A 19,788-nucleotide genomic window follows, 5' to 3' on the forward strand; every position below is an offset into this window, starting at 1 on the left:
GTCAAAACAAGTCTGTCCATCCGCAGTTTGAATCAGAATTTACACTCTTAGGGAATCCTGAATCTCAACAGACCCTAGGACGGATCGACATTTAGCTCAGACCGAGTCGAAAATGGTGGTTTTGCGTGACCCGGAGCGCAGCGTGCTTTCGGCACGTGAGCACCGGAAGCACGTGAAACCGCCACTTTGCAGGCCGGTATGGGCTGAATGGCGATCCTTCCTAGGGCGCCACGCCCTCGACGATATAGGCCGGGCCATGCGCCGCCGCATGCCTGAGCGGCGCGATCGCCTGATAGGCGGGCGAAGCGTAAAAGGCCTGCGCCTGGGCCAAGCTCGGGAATTCGATCACGACCACCCGGTCCCCCGGCACCTTCTCCTCCAGCGTCACCAGCTTGCCGCCCCGCGCCAGATAATGCCCGCCGAACGGCGCCAGGATCGCCGGCACCTGCGGCGCATATTTCTGGAAGGCGGCGGCATCGGTCACCGTCAGTTCGGCGATCATATAAGCCTTTGGCGCGGCCTGCGTGCTCGCACCGGTTAGCATCAGCGCCGCAATCGCCAGTCCCACTCGTTTCATTCGCGCTCCCCCGCTTGCCAGCCTCCGCATTTGCCGCGAAAGCTTCGCGCATGATCTTATCCGACCGCTGGATTCGCGAACAGGCCCAGAACCATGGGATGATCGAACCGTTCGTCGAGGCCCAGCGCCGCGAGGGCTGCATCAGCTACGGCCTCTCTTCCTACGGCTATGACGCGCGCGTCGCCGACGAATTCAAGATCTTCACCAATATCGACAGCGCCGTGGTCGATCCCAAGGACTTTGCCGCGACCAGCTTCGTCGATCGCAAGACCGATTGCTGCATCATCCCGCCCAACAGCTTCGCGCTGGCCCGAACGGTCGAATATTTCCGCGTGCCGCGCGATGTGCTCGTCATCTGCCTCGGCAAATCGACCTATGCGCGCTGCGGGATCATCGTGAACGTCACCCCGCTCGAGCCCGAATGGGAGGGGCATGTGACGCTCGAATTCTCGAACACCACCCCGCTCCCCGCGAAGATCTACGCCAATGAGGGCGCGTGCCAGTTCCTCTTCCTCCAGGGCAACGAACCCTGCGAGACCAGCTATGCCGACCGCGCCGGCAAATATATGGGCCAGCGCGGCGTGACCTTGCCGCGGCTGTAGCGCCCGCGTTCCTGCACAGGCAGGCGCCGCCAGTATCCCGTGCGTAACGACGGCCCAACGCCAGGGCTTGAGGAGGGGTAGGAAGCACGATGACCATCCGCGACCAGATCGACCGCGACGCTCTTCCCTACGCCCTGGGCGCGATCGGGCTCGGCATCGCCTCCCTCATCGCCCGCGATTTCGCCTTCCAATGGCAGCCCGTTCCCCAAACCATCCCCGCGCGTGACCTGCTCGCGCTGGCGAGCGGCGCACTGCTGGCCGCGGGCGGGCTCGCAGCGGCGTGGCGAGGCGCGGGGCTGGCCCGGCTGATTCTCCCCGCATTCTACCTGCTCTGGGTGATCGCGCTCCATCTGCCCGTGGTCGCCGCCGCGCCGACGGTCGGCAATCTGCTCGGCGTCGCGGAAATCCTCGCGCTCGCCGCGGGCGGCAGCGTGCTTGCGGACGAACGCGGACCGAAATGGCTTCCGCTCGCCGCGCGCATCGCCTTCGGGCTGAGCGCGCTGGTCTTCGGCCTCAGCCATTTCGTCTATGCCGATTTCACGGCGAAGATGGTACCCGGCTGGATTCCGCTGCCGCTGTTCTGGGCCTATGCGACCGGCGCGGGTCATGCCGCGGCAGGCCTTGCGATCCTGAGCGGGGTCAAGGCGCGGCTCGCGGCGGCCGCGCTCGCGGGGATGTGCGCTTCGTTCGTCCTGCTGCTCCATTTGCCGCGCGTGATTGCGGCGCCGGACAGCCGGTTCGAATGGACGATGCTGTGCGTGTCGCTGTCGATCACCGGAGCAGCGTGGCTGCTCCGGCGTATCTTGCCGCGATGACCGGGATCAGCGCGACGCGCTGACCTGCACCGTCTCGAGCCGGCGCAGGCCGGCGGTCGCCACCGCATGCGATCCGGCGGTGCGGTCGGCGGAAACGTCCATCAGCACATCGTCCTGCGCGAGCACGCCCTCATAGAGCGCACGGGCAGCCTCGCGGCGCCCCGTCTTGGCGTAAACGGCGGCAAGGTTGAGCATCAGCTCGGGCCGGTTGGGATGGATGCGCAGTTCCTGCACAAGCGTGCGTTCGGCAGTAGCGAGATCGCCGCGCGCGATCGACGCGCTGGCGACGCGGTCGCCATCCTGGGCATAGGCCGGCACTGCGGCGACGGTCAGCGGAACGACAAGGGCGAGGCCCGTAATCAGATAACGCATGCAACTCTCCTCCGTTGTTACGCCACGAAGTCGGTTTCGTGACTTTCAAGTTGCATCAACGTGACAGTTTTATTTCATTCTCACAACAGAAGTGTGACAGTTTCGCGCCCTGGGCGCAAAAAAAGAGGCGGCCCAAAGGCCGCCTCTCTCATGTCCGATCGAACCCCGAAGGGTTAGAAGGCGCCTTGATACTGCTCGTTGCCGACAAAGCCGAGCTTGGTCACATTGGCGCGCTTGACGATCGCGAGGACCTCATCGACCTTTTCGTAGCGCGCGTTGGGGTCCGGCTGGAAGTGCAGCTCGGGCTCGGTCGGCAGCTGGGTCGATTGCTCGAGATATTGCTGCAGCGTCACGTTATCGACCGGCAGCGCGTTCCAGTACACCTGGCCCTGCGCGTCGATATAGACCTTGTTCTTGTCCGGCTCGACCACGTTCTGCGGCTGATTGCTCTGCTGTGGCAGATCGATCTTCACCGCATGCGTCTGCACCGGGATGGTGATGATCAGCATGATGAGGAGCACGAGCATGACGTCGATCAGCGGCGTCGTGTTCATCTCCATCATGGGCTGGCCGTCGTCGCGGCCACCGCTCATTGCCATTTGGCGTACTCCTTGAAAACGATGGCGATCACTGCAGGGCCGAGTTGGGCGGCGGTTCGGAAATGAACCCGACCTTCACGAAGCCGACGGTCTGCATCGTGTAGATGGCGGCGCCGATGCAGCGATACGGGGTGTTGATGTCACCGCGGATATGCACTTCGGGAATGTCATCCGGCTTGAGGTTGGCACCAAAGTTTTTGACAACGGCTTCCAGCCGCTTCCTGCCCCGCTCGTACAATTCCGGCCCGGTCACTTTGGTCATGCTCCAATAGACCTCACAGCCATTCTCGCCGCCGCGCACCTGAAGCATGATATTCTCAGGCTTGGTCTCGGTCGGAATGTAGGTCACCTTCGGCAGCTGGAGCGGGATCGACTGAACCACGACCGGAATCGCGATCAGGAAGATGATCAGGAGCACCAGCATCACGTCCACCAGCGGCGTGGTATTGATGTCCGACATCGGAGTTTCGGCGGAACCTCCGCCAGTACTAATCGCCATTGCGTGCTATCCTATTCTGCACTTCTGCGAAGGCCGTATCTGCGTGGGAAGCCGCCCGGGAACCCCGCGCGGCTTCCCAGGAACATCACGCGGTGGTCGTCGCCTGCGGAGCCTTGGCAGCCGGCGCGCCCTTGCGGCTCGCAACCGCCGGACGGACGCGGCCGTCCGAGGCCAGGAAGCCGAGCACGTCGTTCGAGAAGGTGTTGAGCGCCTCCTGGATCGACTTGTTGCGGCGCTGCAGATAGTTGAACGCGAGCACCGCGGGAACCGCGACGACGAGGCCGAGCGCGGTCATGATGAGCGCTTCACCGACCGGGCCGGCGACGGTGCCGATCGAAGCCTGACCTTCCGCACCGATCTTGATCAGCGCGCGGAAGATGCCGACGACAGTACCGAACAGACCGATGAACGGCGCGGTCGCACCGACGGTCGCGAGGAAGGCAAGACCGCCGCCCAGATCCGAGTTGATCGAATTCTCCGAACGGGCGAGCGAGCCGTGCAGCCAGTCATGCGCCTCGATGGGATCGGTCAGTTCCTTGTACTGCTCCTGCGCCTTCAGGCCGTCATCGACGATCTGGCGATAGGCCGAGTTCTTCTCGAGCTTGGCAGCGCCCTCGCGCAGGCTGTTCGCGCCCCAGAAGGACTGGCGGACGCGGCGGCCCTGGTTGATGATCTTCTGCTGCTCGAACCACTTGGTGAACAGGATGTAGAAGGTGAAGAACAGCATGCCGGTCAGGATGATGGCCGTCGTCCACGAGATGAACCCACCCTGGTTCAGCGCGTGCAGCATGTCGAAGTTTGCGGGCGGAGCACCAGCGGTAAGAATGGTCGTGAGCATGTTCAGTTCTTTCCTCTAAAAGCTTCGTTCGTTCATAAACCGGGGGCCGGCCTTGGGGGCCGGCCCGCCACCTAAATCAATCCTTGGGCAGCTCCCAACGGAACCGGCTCGACCAGCTCGCGGGGATCTTGTTGCCGCTCGCGTCCTCGGCCGGGCTAAACCGGGCGCGGCGCTTCAGCAGCGAGCACGCGGTGTTGTCCAGCGCGGAGGAACCGCTCGACGACGTCACCGTGCAGTTGGTCACGCGGCCGCTCGCATCAACGTCGAGGCGGAAACCGGTGGTGCCCTGCTCCTCGCGGTTCAGCGAGCTGGCGGGATAGTCGTCATTGGTCACCCAGCTCTGCGGCGAACCGCGCGGCGTGAGCTTCTTGGCAACAGCAGGAGGTGCCGGCGGCGGCGGCGGCGGCGCGGGAGGCGCGGGCGGCGCGGGCGGCAACGTCGTCACGACGACCGGGCGCTCCTGCGTCACCGTCATCGTCGGCGGCGGGCTAGGCAGCGGCACGGCGGCCGGCGGCGTATAGACCTGAGTCGGCGGCGGCGGCACGGCCTTGTCAGGCGGCGGCGGCGGCGTCTCCTCGGGCGGCGGCGGCGGGTCCTTCACATCGAAGGCGTTCAGATCCTCGATCTTCTTCTTCACGAAAGACATGGCCAAGCCCGTGACGAAGGCATAGCCCAGGGCAGCCACGATAATGGAGACGATGATGATCGCCACCACGCGGTTGCCACTTACATTACGATCAGCGTAAGCCATTCGGCACCGTCACTCCTCTATCCCATGCGCGACCCCGGCGTGATTGATCCACGCACGGGCCCGTCCGCGGCACCCCTAGAGCGTCCGTCGGCAGAGCGCGAGTCTCTATCGTCGTCACTGGGGGGACGCAATTCCTTAATCGGACATTTCATCCCTAAGGACCGTCCATGGCAGAATTATTTCTGTATAAGAACGGTACAATCCGGTAACGCAATTGCCCATGATCCGTATCCCTTCACTGATGTTTTGTTGCGCCGCCGCACTTGCGGCCTGCGTTCCCGCCGGCGCGCAACCGACGCAAATCGCGGCACAATCCGCGCCCGTGCTGCCCAGCTATGCCAGGATCGCTTCGCAGGTGCTCGGCGCCCCGCTGGTGATCGATGCCCGCATCCGCTCCGCCAGCCGGGTCAAGGATGCCGAAGCGACCGGTCTCACTCCGGGACGCGCGCGCTTCTATATCGAGGCCGATGTGCTCGCCCTGATTCGGGGCGGCACGGCGATCCCGGCGCGGCTCGTCTATCTCGCCGACGTGCCCCTCGACGCCCGCGGGCGCCCGCCCAAGCTCAAGAAGCTGCGCGTGCTGCTGTTCGCGCGCCCGATCGCCGGCCAGGCAGGCCAGATCCAGCTTACCGGGCTCGACAGCCAGCGCGAATGGCAGCCCGCGCTCGATGCGCAGGTGCGCGGCATCGTCCGCGAGGTGATCGCGCCCGACGCGCCGCCCGCGATCACCGGGATCGGCAACGCCTTCCACGTGCCCGGCTCGCTTCCCGGCGAAGGCGAGACGCAGATCTTCCTCACCACCGCGAAGGACCTGCCCTTCTCGATCCAGATCCTGCGCCGCCCCGGCGAACAGCCGCGCTGGTCGGTTTCGACCGGCGACATCGTCGACGAATCGGCGGGCGCTCCGCCCAAGGACACGCTGCTCTGGTACCGCCTCGCCTGCGGCCTGCCGGCGCAGCTGCCCGCGGATGCACTCGGGTCGGAAGAGCCCGACAATGCCCGCGCCGCGCGCGAGGATTATGCGCTGGTGCGCCGCGAACTGGGGCCGTGCGCGTAGTTGGTGTCGCGGTGCCGGCCCGCTCCCCCTCCCGGCCTCCCTTACTCTAGTAGCCTATGGGAGGCCGGGAGGGGGAGCGGGCCGGCACCGCCCATCGGCACAAGCCGATCAAATCAACGCCGATACCTGACCAGCGTGATCCCGATCGATTCGCCATTCTCCGCGATCGCGAGCTTGACGATCTTGACCTCGGCCCGCGTCACGCGCGCGTCGGAGACGAAGATCGTGTCGCAGATATGCTCGGCCACCGCCTCGACCAGCTTGAAATGCACGCCCGCGGGCAACGCGGTGGTCGCGGCGTGCTTGAGGTCGATATAGCTTTTCGAGGCGCTCAGCGGGGTTTCCGGCGCGAAATGCTCGACCGGCACCACGTCCGCGGTCACCGAGATTCGCAGCGGCTGCGGCAAATGGGTTTCCTCGGAATAGATTCCGGTCAGCACCTCGACCTCGAGATCGTGCACCTGGAGCTGGAGAAGATCGTTCAAACCGCAAGCCTTTGTGAAACCGGACCGCGCCTTAGGGCCCACACTTGATAGCCGCAATGGCCATGATCGCCCGGAGAGGGGCGCTGGCAAGGAAGGTCGCGCAGTCGCGTAGCTGAAGCTACGCGCAAGCAGCGGCGACGCAGCCAGCGGGCTTCTCCGGGCGACCCCTTCGGGACGGGCGTATTTTGGCGCACAGCGGCGTCGCGCGTCGGTCACGATGGAGTTCCATCGCTCCCTCCTTGCTCCTAACCTGTGCGCCAAAATGCGCTCCGTCCTGGCCGTTGCGGCTATCAAGTGTGGGCCCTCTGCAGAAGCGGGACGGCGCGAAAGGCGATTCAGCCTTGCGTCATCGTGCGGGGGGTCTAAAGGCCGCGCCCCCAACCCTCATTATAAGGAGCCAACGCCGTGACCGTATTGGTCCCGCTCGCCCAGATCGACCCCCAGGCTGTCGAGTCCCTGCTCGACCGCGCCTTCGGGACCGATCGACGCGCGCGAACGGCCTATCGGGTCCGCGTCGGCACCGCGCCCATCCCCGAGCTGAGCTTCGCGGCGTTGCTCGAGGATGGCAGCCTCGCGGCGACGATCCAGTGCTGGCCCGTCGCGCTCGCCTGCGACGGCGGTGATTCGGTCGCGATGGTGATGGTCGGCCCCGTCGCGGTCGAGCCCGAGCTGCAACGCGACGGCATCGGCCGCATGCTGATGGCGCACATGCTCGAAGCCGCAGGCGACCAGCCGCTGATGCTGATCGGCGACCCTGAATATTATAGCCGCTTCTTCGGCTTCGTCGCGGACAGGACCGGCGGCTGGCGCCTGCCGGGTCCGTTCGAGCCGCGACGCCTGCTCGCGCGCGGCGATTCGGTCCCCGATTGCGCGGGGATGCTGGGGCCGCGGCTGCTCAAGGCTGCAGCCTGAAAACCACTCCCGTTCGCCCTGAGCTTGTCGAAGGGCAGTCCTTCTTCTTCCCTTCCGGCGAAAGAAGAACGGGGCTTCGACAAGCTCAGCCCGAACGGGCTAAGGGGTTCGAATGCCCACTCCCCCGCCCCCCGATTTCGCCAGCCTCTCGCTCGCCGAGATCGCGCGGCTGGCGGCGGAGCACAGGCTGCCCCCGGTCGAGAGCTGGAATCCCGAGCATTGCGGGCCAAGCGACATGCGGATCGCGCGCGACGGCACCTGGTTCCACCAAGGCTCGCCGATCGGGCGTGCGGCGATGGTCAAGCTCTTCTCGACGATCCTGCGGCGCGAGCCCGACGGGTCGTTCGTGCTGGTGACCCCGGTCGAGAAGCTCGACATCGAGGTCGAGGATGCGCCGTTCCAGGCGGTGGAGCTCAAGGTCGAGGGCGAAGGCGAGCGGATGCGCCTCGCCTTCCGGCTGAACACCGACGACCTCGTCACCGCCGGGCCCGAGCATCAGCTCCGATTCGAGGAAGGCCCCCGCCCCTATCTCCACGTCCGCCGCGGCCTCGAGGCGCTCGTCGCGCGCAGCGTCTATTACGAACTCGCCCAGATCGCCCTTTCGAACGGCAGCGAACCGCCTGGCGTGTGGAGCAACGGCGCCTTCTTCGCGCTGGAGCCACAGGCATGACGCTTGCAGAGCGCCTCCGCGCCGCGCTCGAAACCGCGCATGAGCCGATCCTGCTCACCGGGGACCATCACGATTTCGATCCCGAGGAGGTTACCCATCCCGCCGCCGTCCTCGTCGCCGTCACCGATCGCGCCGATCCCGGCGTGATCCTCACCCAGCGCACCGAGACGATGCGCCGCCACGCCGGCCAGATCGCCTTCCCCGGCGGCCGCATCGATCCCGAGGATGACGGCCCGATCGCCGCCGCGCTGCGCGAGGCCGAGGAGGAGATCGCGCTGCCCCGCGCCGATGTGCAGATTGTCGGGACCGCCGACCGCTACCGCACCGTCACCGGCTATTGCGTCACCCCGGTGATCGGCGTCGTCGCCGCCGACCTTGCATTCGTCCCCGCCGAGGCCGAGGTCGCCAATGTGTTCGAAGTGCCGCTGCGCTTCCTGTTGGACGAAGCCAATCATAAGGAAGGGCATATCCTGTTTCAGGGCAAGGAGCGGCGCTATTACGAGATCTGGTGGAACGACCGCCGCATCTGGGGGGCGACCGCGGCGATGATCGTCAATCTCTCGCGGCGGCTGCTATGGCCGGCATGATCCTCCCCGACGCCGAGTGGCGCCGCCGCCCGGGGCTCGACCGGCTGGTCGCGGCGCTCGGGGAGGCGCGATTCGTCGGCGGATCAGTGCGCGATACGCTGCTCGGGCTGAGCGTCGCCGACATCGACATCGCCACCCCGCTCGCGCCCGAGACGGTGATCGCGCGGCTGAAGGAAGCGGATATCCGCTGCGTGCCCACCGGGCTCAAGCACGGCACGGTCACCGCGGTGCTGTCGGACGGCCCGGTCGAGGTGACGACGCTGCGCCGCGATGTCGATACCGACGGCCGCCGCGCGACCGTCGCCTTCACCGACGACTGGCGCGAGGACGCCGCGCGCCGCGACTTCACGATCAACGCGCTCTACGCAGATCCGCTTTCGGGGGAGGTGTTCGACTATTTCGGCGGCCTCGCCGATCTGGCCGCGCGCCACATCCGCTTCATCGGCGACCCCCTCGCCCGAATCGCCGAGGATCATCTCCGCATCCTCCGCTTCTTCCGCTTCCTCGCCCGATTCGGCGACGCCGCCGATCCGGGCGGGCTCGACGCCTGCACCGCCCGCGCCAGGGACCTGATGGCGCTCAGCCGCGAGCGCATCGCCGACGAACTGCTCAAGCTGCTGGTGGCGAAGGACGCGGTGCGCGTGGTCACGCTGATGATCGAGCGCGGCATCTTCGTGCCCGTGCTGCCCGAAATCACCTCCGCCGAGCGGCTCGCCACCCTCGCCGGACGCGAAGCCGCGTCGGACACGCCGCCCAACGCGATCCGCCGCCTCGCCGCGCTGCTGCCGGTCGATGCGGCGGTCGCCGAATCGGTCGGCGCCCGGCTCAAGCTTTCCAATGCCCAGCGCCAGCGCCTGATCCGCGCGGCGACGCCCGAGACCGGCGAGGTCGCGAAGGCACTGGGGTTCCGCATCGGGACCGAACAGGCGACCGATGTACTGCTGCTGTCGGCGCGCGATCTCGGTGATGTCCGCGACCTTCGGGACTGGGAACCGCCGCAACTTCCGATCGGCGGTGGCGCGATCGTCGCGCGCGGGGTGAAGGCCGGACCCGATGTCGCGCGCCTGCTCGGCGTGGTGCGGGATCGCTGGGTGGCCGAGGGCTTCCCCGGCGCGGCGCGGGTCGAGCAGCTCGCCGACGCCGCCGTGGCCGAGGCGCTCGGGGCGACGTGAAGGCGGGCCGCCTCCCCAGCGGCACGCCGCTTCCCGAGACGGGCGCCGGAGCGGACATGCCCGAGGAGCTGGTCGCGACCCTCGGCCCCAAGGCGATTTCGCCCGACGACCCGGTCAGCAGCGGCCCCGCCTTCCTTAATCCCGGCGGCTTCGCCTCCGCCACGTGCGACGAGGAAGGCGTCGTACGGTTTGCCGAGGATCGCTTCGGCTTCGCTCCCGGCGCGCAGCTCGATCGGCTCCCGGCGCGCGGACAGGCCCGGGTCTCGCTGCTCACCGCTTCGGATGGCCGGACCGCGGCGGTGGCGGTGGCCGGACCCCAGGCCGCCGCCGAGTGGCCGCTCGCCGAAACGGTGCGCCGCGCGCTGCTCGCCGGGGAAGCCCGATACGCCGTGCTCATCTGCCTTTCCCCCGCCGCCGCCGACCCCGCCAATACCCAGCCCGCCCGGCTGCTCGGTCTCAGCGGGCCCGAGGCGCGCGTCGCTGCCGGGCTGGTCGAGACCGGTGACATGCGCCGCGCCGCCCAGCGCGCCGGCATGGGCTATGAAACCGCGCGCAAGCTCGCCAAATCGGCGATGCGCAAGGCCGGGGTGCGCCGCCAGGGGGAGCTGGTCGGCCTGTGGGTCGCGCTCCAGACCGGCGAGACGGTGAGCCAGCCCGCCCTCGCCGCCGCGCTGGGCGCGCTCTTCCCGATCGGCGCGCGCCAGGCCGAAATCGCGGCGATCGTCGCCGATGGCGGCAGCCGCAAGGACGCCGGCGACGCGCTCGGCGTGTCCGAACATGCGGTCAAGGCCGAGCTCAAGGCGGTGTTCACCGCGCTTCAGGTCCCCACGGTCGCGGCGCTTTCGGTGCTGATCAGCGAAGTCCGCATCCTCACCCGCCTCGTCCATGCGGTCAGCCTCGAAGCGACCGCGACCGCACCCGCAGCCGATCCGCTACGCCTGATCCCCCGGGTCGGACGGCCCGGGCGGATCGCGCTGCTCGATCACGGGCCCCGCGGCGCGCTGCCCGTGCTGATCCTCCACACCGCCACCACCAGCCGCCACAACCCGCAAAGCTTCATCCGCGCGCTGCAATCGCACGGCCTTCGCCCGATCGCGTTCGACCGCCCGGGCTTCGGCCTCTCGTCGATGGTCGAGGGCGATTATCTCGCCCAATCGGCGCAGGACATGGCCGACATTCTCGACACGCTCGGCATCGATCGCGCCGCGGTGATGGCGCGCGGCGGGACGATGGTGCTCTCGCGCTTCGCCGCGCGCTGGGGCGACCGGATGCTGCGCGCGGTCGCGGTCAATCCCGAGCCCCCGTCGGGCGTGGACCGGAAGCGCGTCGGGCTGACCGGCGTGGTCAAGACCCTGGTCTATGGCAAGCCCTGGCTCACCGGCGCGCTTGCCAGCTATCTGGGCCGCAACGCATCGGCCGGGATCGTCGAGCGGCTGGTGCTGCGCTCGCTCGAATCGAGCGAGGCCGACAGGCGCGTGCTGAGCGATCCCGAGGTCCGCACCGCCTATGTCCAGTCCTCGCAGCTGAGCGCGTTGCAGGGCGCCGCGGGTTTCCGGGCCGTGGCGGGCGCCGAACCCTTCCAGCCCGCGATCCCGATTGCCGACGGCAGGCGGATCACCATCCTGTGCGGCGCGCAGGACCCGCTCTACAACGCCGCCGATTCGGTACCCCCCTGGGAGGCGGTGTGGCCGGGCGCGTCGGTGGTGATCGTGCCCGATGCGGGGAGGCTCGTCCATTTCCAGAAACCCGAGCTGATCGCCCGGCTGCTGCTGGATTAGGGGCCCTTCCGCGCCTTCAGATAGGCGAAGGCGTCGTCCTTCTCGAGCGGACGGGCATAGAGGAAGCCCTGGCCATAGGTGCAGCCGAGCGCCGCCAGCGTCTGCGCCAGTTCGTTGGTCTCGATGCCCTCGGCGGTGGTCTGCATGCCGAGCGCCTGGGCGAGGCTGAGCACCGCGCGGACGATCGCGATCTTGTCGCGGTCGGCGAGCATGCCCGAGACGAAGCTGCGGTCGATCTTGAGCAGGTCGATGGGGAGCTTCTGGAGATAGGCGAGGTTCGAGTAGCCGGTACCGAAATCGTCCATCGCCAGCGTGGTGCCGAGGTCCTTGAGCGCCTTCATCGTCTGGGCGATGCGATCGGGATCGGTGACGATCGCGCTTTCGGTGAGCTCGAGCGTCAGCCGGTCGCCGCCGATGCCGTGGCGGTCGAGCGCGGACTTGACCATGGTCGGGATCTGGTCGCGCTGGAGCTGGATCGCCGACAGGTTGACCGCGACCTTGATCCCGCAATCGCCGCCCGCGGCGGCATCCCATTCGGCGAGCGTCCTGGCGGCCTCGTCCATCGCCCAGCGGCCGAGCGGGACGATCAGGCCCGATTCCTCGGCGACGGGGATGAAATCATTGGGCGAGAGCTTGTGGCCCTCCTCGTTGGTCCAGCGGGCGAGCGCCTCGAACGAGGTGGTCTTGCCGCTGGCGAGATCGCAGATCGGCTGGAAGCTGAGCGTCAGCGCGCCGGTCTCGATCGCGCGGCGCAATTCGGTCTCCATGCCGAACTGTTCGCGGGCGATGTCGAAGGCGCGGGTGTGATAGACTTCGGTGCGGCCGGTCTGCTTCGAGCGCTTGACCGCGAACTGGGCGTTGCGGACCAGATCCTCGGGGTCGCCGTCATTGTCGGCGCCCATCGCGATGCCGATCGCGCAATCGACGCGGATCTCGAAGTCGGAAAGCCGGAAGGGATTGGCGAGCGCGGCATGGATGCGCTTGGCGACGTGGAGCGCGTCGGTGGGACCTTCGTCGAGGGTCAGCAGCACGCCGAACTCGTCGCCGTTGAGGCGCGAGAGGACGTCGCGGCCGCGCAATGCGCCCTTGAGGCGGCGGGCGACCGAGATCAGCAGCTCGTCGCCGGCCAGGCCGCCCATACAGGCATTGACCCGGCTGAACCGGTCGAGATTGACCACCATCACCGCGTGCTGCTCGCGATTGTCGGGCCCGATCACCGCCTCGACCTCGTCGCTGAACCCGGCGCGGTTCGGCAGGCCGGTCAGGCTGTCGGTCATCATCTCGCGGCGAAGGCTATGCTCGGTGCGCAGCTCGGCGGTCTGATCGACCAGCGTGACCATGCAGCGCATGCCCCCACGCTTGTCGGCGCGCCGCGCGAACATCACCCGGAAGTACCGGCAATCGACCTCGTCACCGAACTGCCACGCTATTTCCTCATGCGTCTCGTTCGATTCGAGGAAACGGCGCAGGCGCATGCCGAGCAGCCGGATCAGCGGCGATTCGCTTGCAACCGTGCCCAGCCCGGCAAGGCGGAAGGGACGGTTGACCGCCTCGAATTCGAAGCCGCGTCCGCGCATTTCGACGACTGCGGCGGGGACGGGCAGCAGATCGAGGAACATCGCCGCATTGCCCGGACCGAAGGCAGCCGCAGCCGGCACCTGCGCATCGCGCGGCGCGGCCTTTGCCTCGTCCGGTTTGGCCCTCGTGAACCCCATCACCGCCCGCGCTAACCGGAATTGGTTAAGACCGGCTGAAGCAGCGACGATTACGCAGGCTAATCCGGACGTTGCTTGTCAGAAACGATTGTCTCTGGGAAACCCGTTCGGCGGCATCCGCCCGGCCGCGCCGCGCGCCGCGCGCCAGGGGGCGAGATCGCTCTCGGTCCGGGTTCGCCCGCTGTCGCCCCCCATCGCCCAGCTGAGCCCGTTGGCATGGACGAAGGTGACCGCGTCCGAGAGCCCGCCGTCGCGGTAGCGCTGGAGCTGAACCCCCTGCCCGCGCGCCATTTCGGCGACCTCGGAGAGCGGGAAGACCAGCATCTTGCGGTTGTCGCCGATCGCCGCGACGAAATCGTCCGCGGGGCCGACCGGCTTCATCACCTTGAGCTGCGCGCCGGGGCGCGGCGTCACCACCTGCTTCCCCTTGCGCGTCTCGGCGATGACATCCTCGGTCTTGACGAGGAAACCGCGCCCGTCGCTTGCCGCGACCAGCAATTTCTCGGTCGCGCTCGCCGCGATCAGGCCGACAATGCTGCGGTCGCCATCAAGGTCGATCATCAGCCGCACCGGCTCGCCGAAGCCGCGCCCGCCGGGCAATTTGTCCCCCGCCAGCGTGTAGAAACGGCCATTGTCCGCCGCGAGCAGGATCTTGTCCGTCGTCTGGGCATAGGCGGTGAAGGCAAGCGCATCGCCCTCCTTGAACTTGAGCGCTTCGCCCGAAACCTCCTCGACATGCCCCTTCATCGCGCGGATCCAGCCGCGCTGCGAGAGGATGACGGTGATCGGCTCCTTCTCGATCATCGCCTCGAGCGGGATTTCGCGCGTCGGCCCCGCCTCGATCACCGCGGTGCGGCGCTTGCCGAGCAATGTCTCGGGGCCGTAGCGCTCGCGCACCTTGCCCAGGTCGCGCTTCATCCGGGTGCGCTGGCGGCCATCGGAGGAGAGCAGAAGCTCGATCTCGGCCGCTTCCTTTTCGAGCTTTTCCTGCTCGGTCCGCAGCTCCATTTCCTCGAGCCGGCGAAGGCTGCGCAGCCGCATGTTGAGGATCGCCTCGGCCTGGCGGTCGGTCAGGCTGAACTCGGCGATCATCACCGGCTTGGGCTCGTCCTCGGTACGGATGATCTCGATAACCCGGTCGAGATTGAGGAAGGCGATGATATAGCCGCGGACCAGTTCGAGCCGGTCGGCGATCTTCGACAGCCGGTGCTCGGAGCGGCGGCGGAGCACGATGAAGCAATGCTCCACCCACTGGCTGATCGCCTCCTTGAGGCTCATCACCCGCGGGGTGCGCTTGGCATCGAGCACGTTGAGGTTGAGCGGCACGCGGTTTTCGAGGTCGGAGAGGCGGTACAGGCTCTCCATCAACGTCTCGGCATCCACGGTGCGGCTGCGCGGCTCGATGACGATGCGGATATCGTCGGCGCTCTCGTCGCGGACATCGCCCAGGATCGGCAGCTTCTTCTCGTTGATGAGGTCGGCAATCCCCTCGATCAGCTTGCCCTTCTGGACGCCATAGGGGATCTCGGTGACGACGAGGTGCCAGCCGCCGCCCTTCTCGATCACCTTCTCGATCTTCGCCCGAACCCGGAAGCTGCCACGGCCGGTGGCGTAGCTCTCGGCAATCGCGGCGGGACTATCGACCACCACGCCGCCGGTGGGGAAATCGGGGCCCTGGACATAGTCGAGGACATTGGCTTCCGGATTGTCGATCAGCGCCACCGCGGCGTCGAGCAGCTCGGCGGCGTTGTGCGGCGGGATGCTGGTCGCCATGCCCACCGCGATGCCCGCGGCGCCGTTGGCGAGCAGGTTCGGGAACAGGCCCGGGAACAGCTCGGGCTCTTCCTCTTCCCCGTTGTACGTCTGGCGGAAATCGGTGGCGTTCTCGTCGAGCCCGTCCATCAGGTCGATCGCGACCTGGGTCAGCCGCGCCTCGGTATAACGATAGGCGGCGGCGTTATCGCCGTCGATATTGCCGAAATTGCCCTGCCCGTCGACGAGCGGGTACCTGAGCGAGAAGGTCTGCGCCAAGCGGACCATCGCGTCATAGACCGACTGGTCGCCATGCGGATGATATTTGCCGATCACGTCGCCGACGACGCGCGCGCATTTCTTGTAGCCGCTCGCCGGATCGAGCTTGAGCAGCCGCATCGCCCAGAGCAGGCGCCGGTGCACCGGCTTGAGCCCGTCGCGCACGTCGGGGAGCGAGCGCGCGGTGATCGTCGACATCGCGTAGACGAGGTAACGCTCGGAAAGGGCGCTATCGAAGGGAACGTCGCTGGGGCCGGAAGTCGGCGCGAGATCGTCAGTATCTAAAGCCATTACCCCTTCCCGTTAGCAGCGAGTGCCGGGCGTTGCGAGGCGGGGCGGGGACGCCTAGGCCGATTGTCCACAGCTTTCGGATGAAGTGAGGGCGATATGAACGCTTATGGCCTTGGAAAGCTCGTGAAGATCGAGCTCCGCGATATCTGGATCAGCGAGTCCTCCGACTTCACGCCTTGGCTGGCGCGAGAGGAAAACCTTCTTACCCTCGGCGAGACCCTCGGACTCGAGCTTGAGTTGGAGGCCCAAGAAAAGGCGGTGGGGCCGTTTCGCGCCGATATCCTGTGTAAGGACATCGGGACAAATGCATGGGTACTGATCGAGAATCAATTGGAGCGAACCGATCACGCACACCTTGGCCAACTGCTCACCTATGCCTCCGGCCTCGAAGCGGTAACGATCGTCTGGATCGCCGCGCGATTCACCGAGGAACATCGCTCCACGCTCGATTGGCTGAACCGCATCACCGACGAAACCTTCAGGTTCTTCGGCGTCGAGGTGGAGCTTTGGCGGATCGGCGACTCTCCCGCTGCCCCACGCTTCAATATCGTGTCCAAGCCCAACAACTGGAACAAGCTCGTGACGCAGGCGGCACGGGCGATCGACGATGGAGAACTGACGGCCACCCGATCGCTTCAAATCGCCTATTGGAGCGCGTTGGGGAACGTCCTGGTGGCGAATGGCGGACCCATGGGCCGCGAACGCAAGCCGCAGCCCCAGTCATGGATGTCCTATTCCATCGGCCGCACCGGCTTCAGCGTGAACGCCTCGATGGCGAGACCGAAGCGGCAGGTGCGTGCCGAAATCTACATTTCAAACCCGCACGCCAAGGCATTTTTCCACCTCCTGTACGCGCAACGCGAGGCGATCGAGGCCGAGCTTGGCTACGCTCTCGATTGGGAAGAACTGCCGCTAGGCAAGGACACGCGCATCTCGACAGCGCTGAGCAATACCGACCCGGAAAATCAGGCGGATTGGCCCCGGCAGCATGGGTGGCTCGCGGCGCGGCTGGACGAATTCTATCGGGTCTTCGTGAACCGCGTGAAGGCTCTGGACGCCACCGCGTGGCAGCCAGAAAACGCGGAATGAAGCCGCTGTCACCGCGATTGCCCGACACCGGCGGCACCCGGGCGCAACTCGATTGTCCACAGCTTTCAGCCTGAAGAAACCGCTGTCCTATTTGGATTTCGCCTGCTTCATCCTCAACGATGCGGCACGTCACTTCTCCCGAACGGCGCCGGGCATGGCGCCCCACAAATCCATCAAGACGCACATTTCCCCTCGGGCAAAGGTCATCAATCAACCCGCTTTGCGGGACCTTTCCGCATCGGTCACACGGCTTGCCCCGCCCCGACGCCCGGTACCAGCGCGCCATAGGGATCGTCGCCCAGCGCGGTCTTCACATCGTCGAACAGCCATTCGCGAAAGGCACGGACCTTGGCGAGATTGCGCTTGTTCTCGGGGTACACCAGCCAGAAGGCGTTGCGGTAATGCGCGACATGATCGCCGAGCGGGACGAGCTGGCCCGCCGCGATCGCCGGCAGCCACATGGGCGGGCTGAGGATCGCGACACCATGCCCGGCAATCGCGGCGTTGCCGTCGAGCACCTGGGAGTCGAAGCGTACCGCGGGGCGCTCGCGGGGCTCGTACGCGCCTTCCATCGCGGTCTCGAACCACAGGTCCCACCAGTCGTCGGCGGGCGAGAGGCGAGGCAGCGCGAGCAGATCCTCGGGCCTGGTGACGGGCGGATAATTGGCGAGGAAAGCCGGATTGGCGAGCGGCAGCACCGGCATCCGCATCAGGAAATGCGAGACGAGATCGGGCGACGGCTTCGAGATTCCGCGGATGCCGAGGTCGAATTCGCCGGTCGCGAAATCGGTCATCGTGTCGGAGACGTCGAGCCGCACCGCGAGATCGGGCCGGGCGAGCTGGAACGAGCCGAGCCGGGCCGCAAGCCAGTTGGTCGCGAAGGTGCGCGGCGCGGTGATCGTCAGGATCGACTCATTCTCGGCGCGCACCGCGGCGAAGGCGTCCCCCAGCGTGTCGAACGCGGCGGTGACCTGCGGCGCGATCCGCCGGCCCATATCGGTGAGCGCGATCCCGCGCCCGCTGCGCGCGAACAGCGGCACCCCCAGCCGCTCCTCGAGCAGCTTCACCTGATAGGAGACCGCCGCCTGGGTCATCCCCAGCTCCTCGGCGGCGCGGGTGAAGTTGCCGACGCGGGCGGCAGCCTCGAACACGCGGACGGCGGCTAAAGGAGGAAGGCGGCGCATCGCTTCTTATAAGTTCAACTTATGGATCATGTCCAACGATTTGTTGGCGCGGTGCATCCATCCGGGCCACATGGCGGGTATCGAGATCAAACCAAGGAGCCTACCCCATGATCACCTCGCTCATCGCACTTTCCCTGCTCGCCGCCCCCGCCATCACCCCCGATCCGACGGCGGCGGCCAACAGCGTCACGGTCAGCTATCGCGACCTCAATCTGCGCGATGCAGCCGACCGCGCCGAGCTCGACCGCCGCGTCACCCGGGCCGTCCGCACGGTTTGCCCGGTGGCTGACAACCACCAGCTGCAGCAGGTCCAGTCCGCCGAAGCCTGCCGCATCGCCACTACCGAAGCCGCCAACCGGCAGCTTCAGGCCGCGCTCGCCTCGGCCGGCGTCGACACGGTCCAGATCGGTTCCAGCGGGCGCTGACTTTCCCTGAAGCACCCCCTGGAACCTGGCGGGCGGCGTTGCGGAACGCCGCCCGCTTTCACCTGTACGTTTCACAAGCCCTGCTGATAGGGTTTCAACCCGAACCGCGTGCTGAGTAGGGGCTGAGCTTGTCGAAAACCCGTATCGAAGCGCCGCTCCTTCGATACGAGCCCTCGATACGCCGCTGCGCGGCTACTCAGTCTCTACTCAGGACGAACGAGGAGGATGCCCTCGCCTTCGTTCCCGAAACGGAACAGCGCCCCATGGGCGGAGTTGGGGCATGGTCAATTCTCCGGTAAGGCTGAATCCGATCAGGGAGGGATGAGATGCGAGTCGTTGCGGCATTGCTGGCGTTGACGTTGCTGGCGGGATGCGATGCGGGCCAGACCGGCACGCCGACCGCCCCCGATGGCGCACAGGCCGGCCCCGGTGAGAGCATGGGCGCGTTCGACTATCGCTATGCGTATCGCCTGCCCAGCGACCGGCTCAAGGCAGTGCTCCAGTCCAACGCCGATGCCTGCGACAAATTGGGGCCGACGCGGTGCCAGATCGAGGGCATGCGATACAGCGTCGATGACGCCAACCGCACCCGCGCGGTGCTGATGCTCAAGGTCGATCCGACGATCGCGCGCCCCTATGGCGAGGCGATCACCAAATCGGTCACCGGCGCGGACGGGGTGCTGGTCAACAGCGCGGTCACGGGAACCGAACTCACCACCCAGGCCCGCAGCATCGCGGTGATCGATCGCCTGCGCGACCAGCTCAAGAACGCGCAGGCGATCGCCGGCTCGGATTCGCCCAACGCCGCCAACGCCAAGGCGCTGGCCGAGCGTACCCAGGCCGCGCTCGACACGATCGCCGAATCCGAGGCCAAGCAGGGCGCGACGCTCGCCACCGCGCCGATGCTGCTCACCTATGAATCCTCGACCGCGCTGACGGGGCTCGGCACCGCCGACGCCAATTTCCGCAATGCGGGGCAGACGCTCGAAAATTCGCTCGCGCGCCTGCTGATCGTGCTCGGATCGATCGGGCCCTGGCTGCTCGCGCTGCTGCTGATCATCGTGGTGCTGCGCTGGATCGTCCATGGCCGCGGCGGGATGCTGCCCGCCAATGGCAACGGCAATGGCCATGAGCAGGACGCGCACGAGCCTCACGATGAGCCCCATCGCGACAATCGCAACCTGATCCAGCGCTGGTTCGCCCGCGACGAGGACGAGCCGCGGCACGAGGAACAGCAGCAGCACTAGGGCCTGTTGAGATTCATCGTGAGTTGATGACGGCTGCGGCGAGATAGATGCAAGCTTTGAAGCTCTGATCGGTTTTGTCGGCGCGCATGGCG

At 66.8% G+C, this 19,788-nt stretch carries 21 protein-coding genes; 11 read left to right on the forward strand and 10 right to left on the reverse strand.

Going from position 1 to position 19,788, the window contains the following annotated elements:
- Positions 1–220 precede the first annotated feature (220 nt).
- Positions 221–577 (reverse strand): DUF1330 domain-containing protein, encoded by a 357-nt coding sequence (locus OF829_RS20280; RefSeq protein ID WP_264942030.1) that lies wholly within the window; start codon positions 575–577, stop codon positions 221–223.
- 50 nt (positions 578–627) lie between these two features.
- Between OF829_RS20280 and dcd the strand changes: the two genes are divergently transcribed.
- Both dcd and OF829_RS20290 read left to right on the forward strand, forming a co-directional pair.
- Positions 628–1,179 (forward strand): dCTP deaminase, encoded by a 552-nt coding sequence (dcd, locus tag OF829_RS20285; RefSeq protein WP_264942031.1) that lies wholly within the window; start codon positions 628–630, stop codon positions 1,177–1,179.
- Positions 1,180–1,268: 89 nt separating this feature from the next.
- Positions 1,269–1,994: a DoxX family membrane protein gene (locus OF829_RS20290; RefSeq protein ID WP_264942032.1), complete on the forward strand. Its 726-nt coding sequence runs from the start codon at positions 1,269–1,271 to the stop codon at positions 1,992–1,994.
- A 6-nt stretch (positions 1,995–2,000) separates the two neighbouring features.
- Here the strand turns inward: OF829_RS20290 and OF829_RS20295 are convergent, their stop codons facing one another.
- The 5 genes from OF829_RS20295 to OF829_RS20315 form a co-directional block, all read right to left on the reverse strand.
- Positions 2,001–2,366, reverse strand: coding sequence for a tetratricopeptide repeat protein (locus OF829_RS20295; RefSeq protein ID WP_264942033.1), 366 nt, complete (start codon positions 2,364–2,366; stop codon positions 2,001–2,003).
- A gap of 173 nt (positions 2,367–2,539) precedes the next feature.
- Positions 2,540–2,965, reverse strand: a complete 426-nt coding sequence (locus OF829_RS20300) for an ExbD/TolR family protein (RefSeq protein ID WP_264942034.1) — start codon at positions 2,963–2,965, stop codon at positions 2,540–2,542.
- Positions 2,966–2,993: 28 nt separating this feature from the next.
- Positions 2,994–3,464 (reverse strand): ExbD/TolR family protein, encoded by a 471-nt coding sequence (locus OF829_RS20305; RefSeq protein ID WP_264942035.1) that lies wholly within the window; start codon positions 3,462–3,464, stop codon positions 2,994–2,996.
- Positions 3,465–3,549: 85 nt separating this feature from the next.
- On the reverse strand, positions 3,550–4,302 hold the full coding sequence (locus OF829_RS20310) for a MotA/TolQ/ExbB proton channel family protein (RefSeq protein ID WP_264942036.1): 753 nt from the start codon (positions 4,300–4,302) through the stop codon (positions 3,550–3,552).
- A gap of 76 nt (positions 4,303–4,378) precedes the next feature.
- Positions 4,379–5,053 (reverse strand): energy transducer TonB, encoded by a 675-nt coding sequence (locus tag OF829_RS20315; protein WP_264942037.1) that lies wholly within the window; start codon positions 5,051–5,053, stop codon positions 4,379–4,381.
- A gap of 322 nt (positions 5,054–5,375) precedes the next feature.
- On the opposite strand from OF829_RS20315, the gene OF829_RS20320 reads away from it, so the two are divergent.
- Positions 5,376–6,110, forward strand: a complete 735-nt coding sequence (locus OF829_RS20320; RefSeq protein WP_264942038.1) for a hypothetical protein — start codon at positions 5,376–5,378, stop codon at positions 6,108–6,110.
- A gap of 113 nt (positions 6,111–6,223) precedes the next feature.
- On the opposite strand, the gene OF829_RS20325 is transcribed toward OF829_RS20320, so the two are convergent.
- On the reverse strand, positions 6,224–6,595 hold the full coding sequence (locus OF829_RS20325) for a dihydroneopterin aldolase (protein WP_264942039.1): 372 nt from the start codon (positions 6,593–6,595) through the stop codon (positions 6,224–6,226).
- 405 nt (positions 6,596–7,000) lie between these two features.
- Between OF829_RS20325 and OF829_RS20330 the strand changes: the two genes are divergently transcribed.
- The 5 genes from OF829_RS20330 to OF829_RS20350 all read left to right on the forward strand — a co-directional run bounded on the left by OF829_RS20330 (position 7,001) and on the right by OF829_RS20350 (position 11,714).
- A complete protein-coding gene (locus tag OF829_RS20330) occupies positions 7,001–7,507 on the forward strand; it encodes a GNAT family N-acetyltransferase (RefSeq protein ID WP_264942040.1) in 507 nt (168 codons plus the stop codon).
- 112 nt (positions 7,508–7,619) lie between these two features.
- A complete protein-coding gene (locus OF829_RS20335; protein WP_264942041.1) occupies positions 7,620–8,177 on the forward strand; it encodes a DUF1285 domain-containing protein in 558 nt (185 codons plus the stop codon).
- Positions 8,174–8,764 (forward strand): CoA pyrophosphatase, encoded by a 591-nt coding sequence (locus tag OF829_RS20340; RefSeq protein WP_264942042.1) that lies wholly within the window; start codon positions 8,174–8,176, stop codon positions 8,762–8,764. The genes OF829_RS20335 and OF829_RS20340 overlap by 4 nt, the downstream gene beginning before the upstream one ends.
- A complete protein-coding gene (locus OF829_RS20345; RefSeq protein ID WP_264942043.1) occupies positions 8,752–9,936 on the forward strand; it encodes a CCA tRNA nucleotidyltransferase in 1,185 nt (394 codons plus the stop codon). The genes OF829_RS20340 and OF829_RS20345 overlap by 13 nt, the downstream gene beginning before the upstream one ends.
- Positions 9,933–11,714, forward strand: coding sequence for an alpha/beta fold hydrolase (locus OF829_RS20350; RefSeq protein WP_264942044.1), 1,782 nt, complete (start codon positions 9,933–9,935; stop codon positions 11,712–11,714). The genes OF829_RS20345 and OF829_RS20350 overlap by 4 nt, the downstream gene beginning before the upstream one ends.
- Here OF829_RS20350 and OF829_RS20355 read toward each other — a convergent pair.
- Together OF829_RS20355 and parC are read right to left on the reverse strand one after the other, a co-directional pair.
- A complete protein-coding gene (locus OF829_RS20355; RefSeq protein ID WP_264942049.1) occupies positions 11,711–13,333 on the reverse strand; it encodes a putative bifunctional diguanylate cyclase/phosphodiesterase in 1,623 nt (540 codons plus the stop codon). The two genes, OF829_RS20350 and OF829_RS20355, sit on opposite strands and share 4 nt — an antisense overlap.
- Positions 13,334–13,507: 174 nt before the next feature.
- Entirely contained in the window at positions 13,508–15,751 is a 2,244-nt protein-coding gene (gene parC / locus OF829_RS20360; protein WP_264942045.1) for a DNA topoisomerase IV subunit A, read from the reverse strand.
- Positions 15,752–15,847: 96 nt separating this feature from the next.
- Here parC and OF829_RS20365 point away from each other — a divergent pair, with 96 nt between their 5' ends.
- A complete protein-coding gene (locus OF829_RS20365; RefSeq protein ID WP_264942046.1) occupies positions 15,848–16,840 on the forward strand; it encodes a DUF4268 domain-containing protein in 993 nt (330 codons plus the stop codon).
- A 242-nt stretch (positions 16,841–17,082) separates the two neighbouring features.
- Here the strand turns inward: OF829_RS20365 and OF829_RS20370 are convergent, their stop codons facing one another.
- Positions 17,083–18,024, reverse strand: coding sequence for a LysR substrate-binding domain-containing protein (locus tag OF829_RS20370; protein WP_319951571.1), 942 nt, complete (start codon positions 18,022–18,024; stop codon positions 17,083–17,085).
- A gap of 107 nt (positions 18,025–18,131) precedes the next feature.
- Between OF829_RS20370 and OF829_RS20380 the strand changes: the two genes are divergently transcribed.
- Together OF829_RS20380 and OF829_RS20385 are read left to right on the forward strand one after the other, a co-directional pair.
- Entirely contained in the window at positions 18,132–18,449 is a 318-nt protein-coding gene (locus OF829_RS20380) for a UrcA family protein (RefSeq protein ID WP_264942047.1), read from the forward strand.
- Positions 18,450–18,775: 326 nt separating this feature from the next.
- Positions 18,776–19,696 (forward strand): hypothetical protein, encoded by a 921-nt coding sequence (locus OF829_RS20385; protein WP_264942048.1) that lies wholly within the window; start codon positions 18,776–18,778, stop codon positions 19,694–19,696.
- The last annotated feature ends 92 nt before the right edge of the window (positions 19,697–19,788 follow it).

Source organism: Sphingomonas caeni, from assembly GCF_026013415.1.
In the GTDB taxonomy this organism is placed as follows: domain Bacteria; phylum Pseudomonadota; class Alphaproteobacteria; order Sphingomonadales; family Sphingomonadaceae; genus Sphingomonas; species Sphingomonas caeni.

Bases quoted from the DNA above. Each gene is read 5' to 3' on its own strand.
- OF829_RS20280 (WP_264942030.1), bottom strand. From the start codon at position 577: ATGAAACGAGTGGGACTGGCGATTGCGGCGCTGATGCTAACCGGTGCG.
- dcd (WP_264942031.1), top strand. From the start codon at position 628: ATGATCTTATCCGACCGCTGGATTCGCGAACAGGCCCAGAACCATGGG.
- OF829_RS20290 (WP_264942032.1), top strand. From the start codon at position 1,269: ATGACCATCCGCGACCAGATCGACCGCGACGCTCTTCCCTACGCCCTG.
- OF829_RS20295 (WP_264942033.1), bottom strand. From the start codon at position 2,366: ATGCGTTATCTGATTACGGGCCTCGCCCTTGTCGTTCCGCTGACCGTC.
- OF829_RS20300 (WP_264942034.1), bottom strand. From the start codon at position 2,965: ATGGCAATGAGCGGTGGCCGCGACGACGGCCAGCCCATGATGGAGATG.
- OF829_RS20305 (WP_264942035.1), bottom strand. From the start codon at position 3,464: ATGGCGATTAGTACTGGCGGAGGTTCCGCCGAAACTCCGATGTCGGAC.
- OF829_RS20310 (WP_264942036.1), bottom strand. From the start codon at position 4,302: ATGCTCACGACCATTCTTACCGCTGGTGCTCCGCCCGCAAACTTCGAC.
- OF829_RS20315 (WP_264942037.1), bottom strand. From the start codon at position 5,053: ATGGCTTACGCTGATCGTAATGTAAGTGGCAACCGCGTGGTGGCGATC.
- OF829_RS20335 (WP_264942041.1), top strand. From the start codon at position 7,620: ATGCCCACTCCCCCGCCCCCCGATTTCGCCAGCCTCTCGCTCGCCGAG.
- OF829_RS20340 (WP_264942042.1), top strand. From the start codon at position 8,174: ATGACGCTTGCAGAGCGCCTCCGCGCCGCGCTCGAAACCGCGCATGAG.
- OF829_RS20345 (WP_264942043.1), top strand. From the start codon at position 8,752: ATGGCCGGCATGATCCTCCCCGACGCCGAGTGGCGCCGCCGCCCGGGG.
- OF829_RS20355 (WP_264942049.1), bottom strand. From the start codon at position 13,333: ATGTTCCTCGATCTGCTGCCCGTCCCCGCCGCAGTCGTCGAAATGCGC.
- parC (WP_264942045.1), bottom strand. From the start codon at position 15,751: ATGGCTTTAGATACTGACGATCTCGCGCCGACTTCCGGCCCCAGCGAC.
- OF829_RS20365 (WP_264942046.1), top strand. From the start codon at position 15,848: ATGAACGCTTATGGCCTTGGAAAGCTCGTGAAGATCGAGCTCCGCGAT.
- OF829_RS20370 (WP_319951571.1), bottom strand. From the start codon at position 18,024: ATGCGCCGCCTTCCTCCTTTAGCCGCCGTCCGCGTGTTCGAGGCTGCC.
- OF829_RS20380 (WP_264942047.1), top strand. From the start codon at position 18,132: ATGATCACCTCGCTCATCGCACTTTCCCTGCTCGCCGCCCCCGCCATC.
- OF829_RS20385 (WP_264942048.1), top strand. From the start codon at position 18,776: ATGCGAGTCGTTGCGGCATTGCTGGCGTTGACGTTGCTGGCGGGATGC.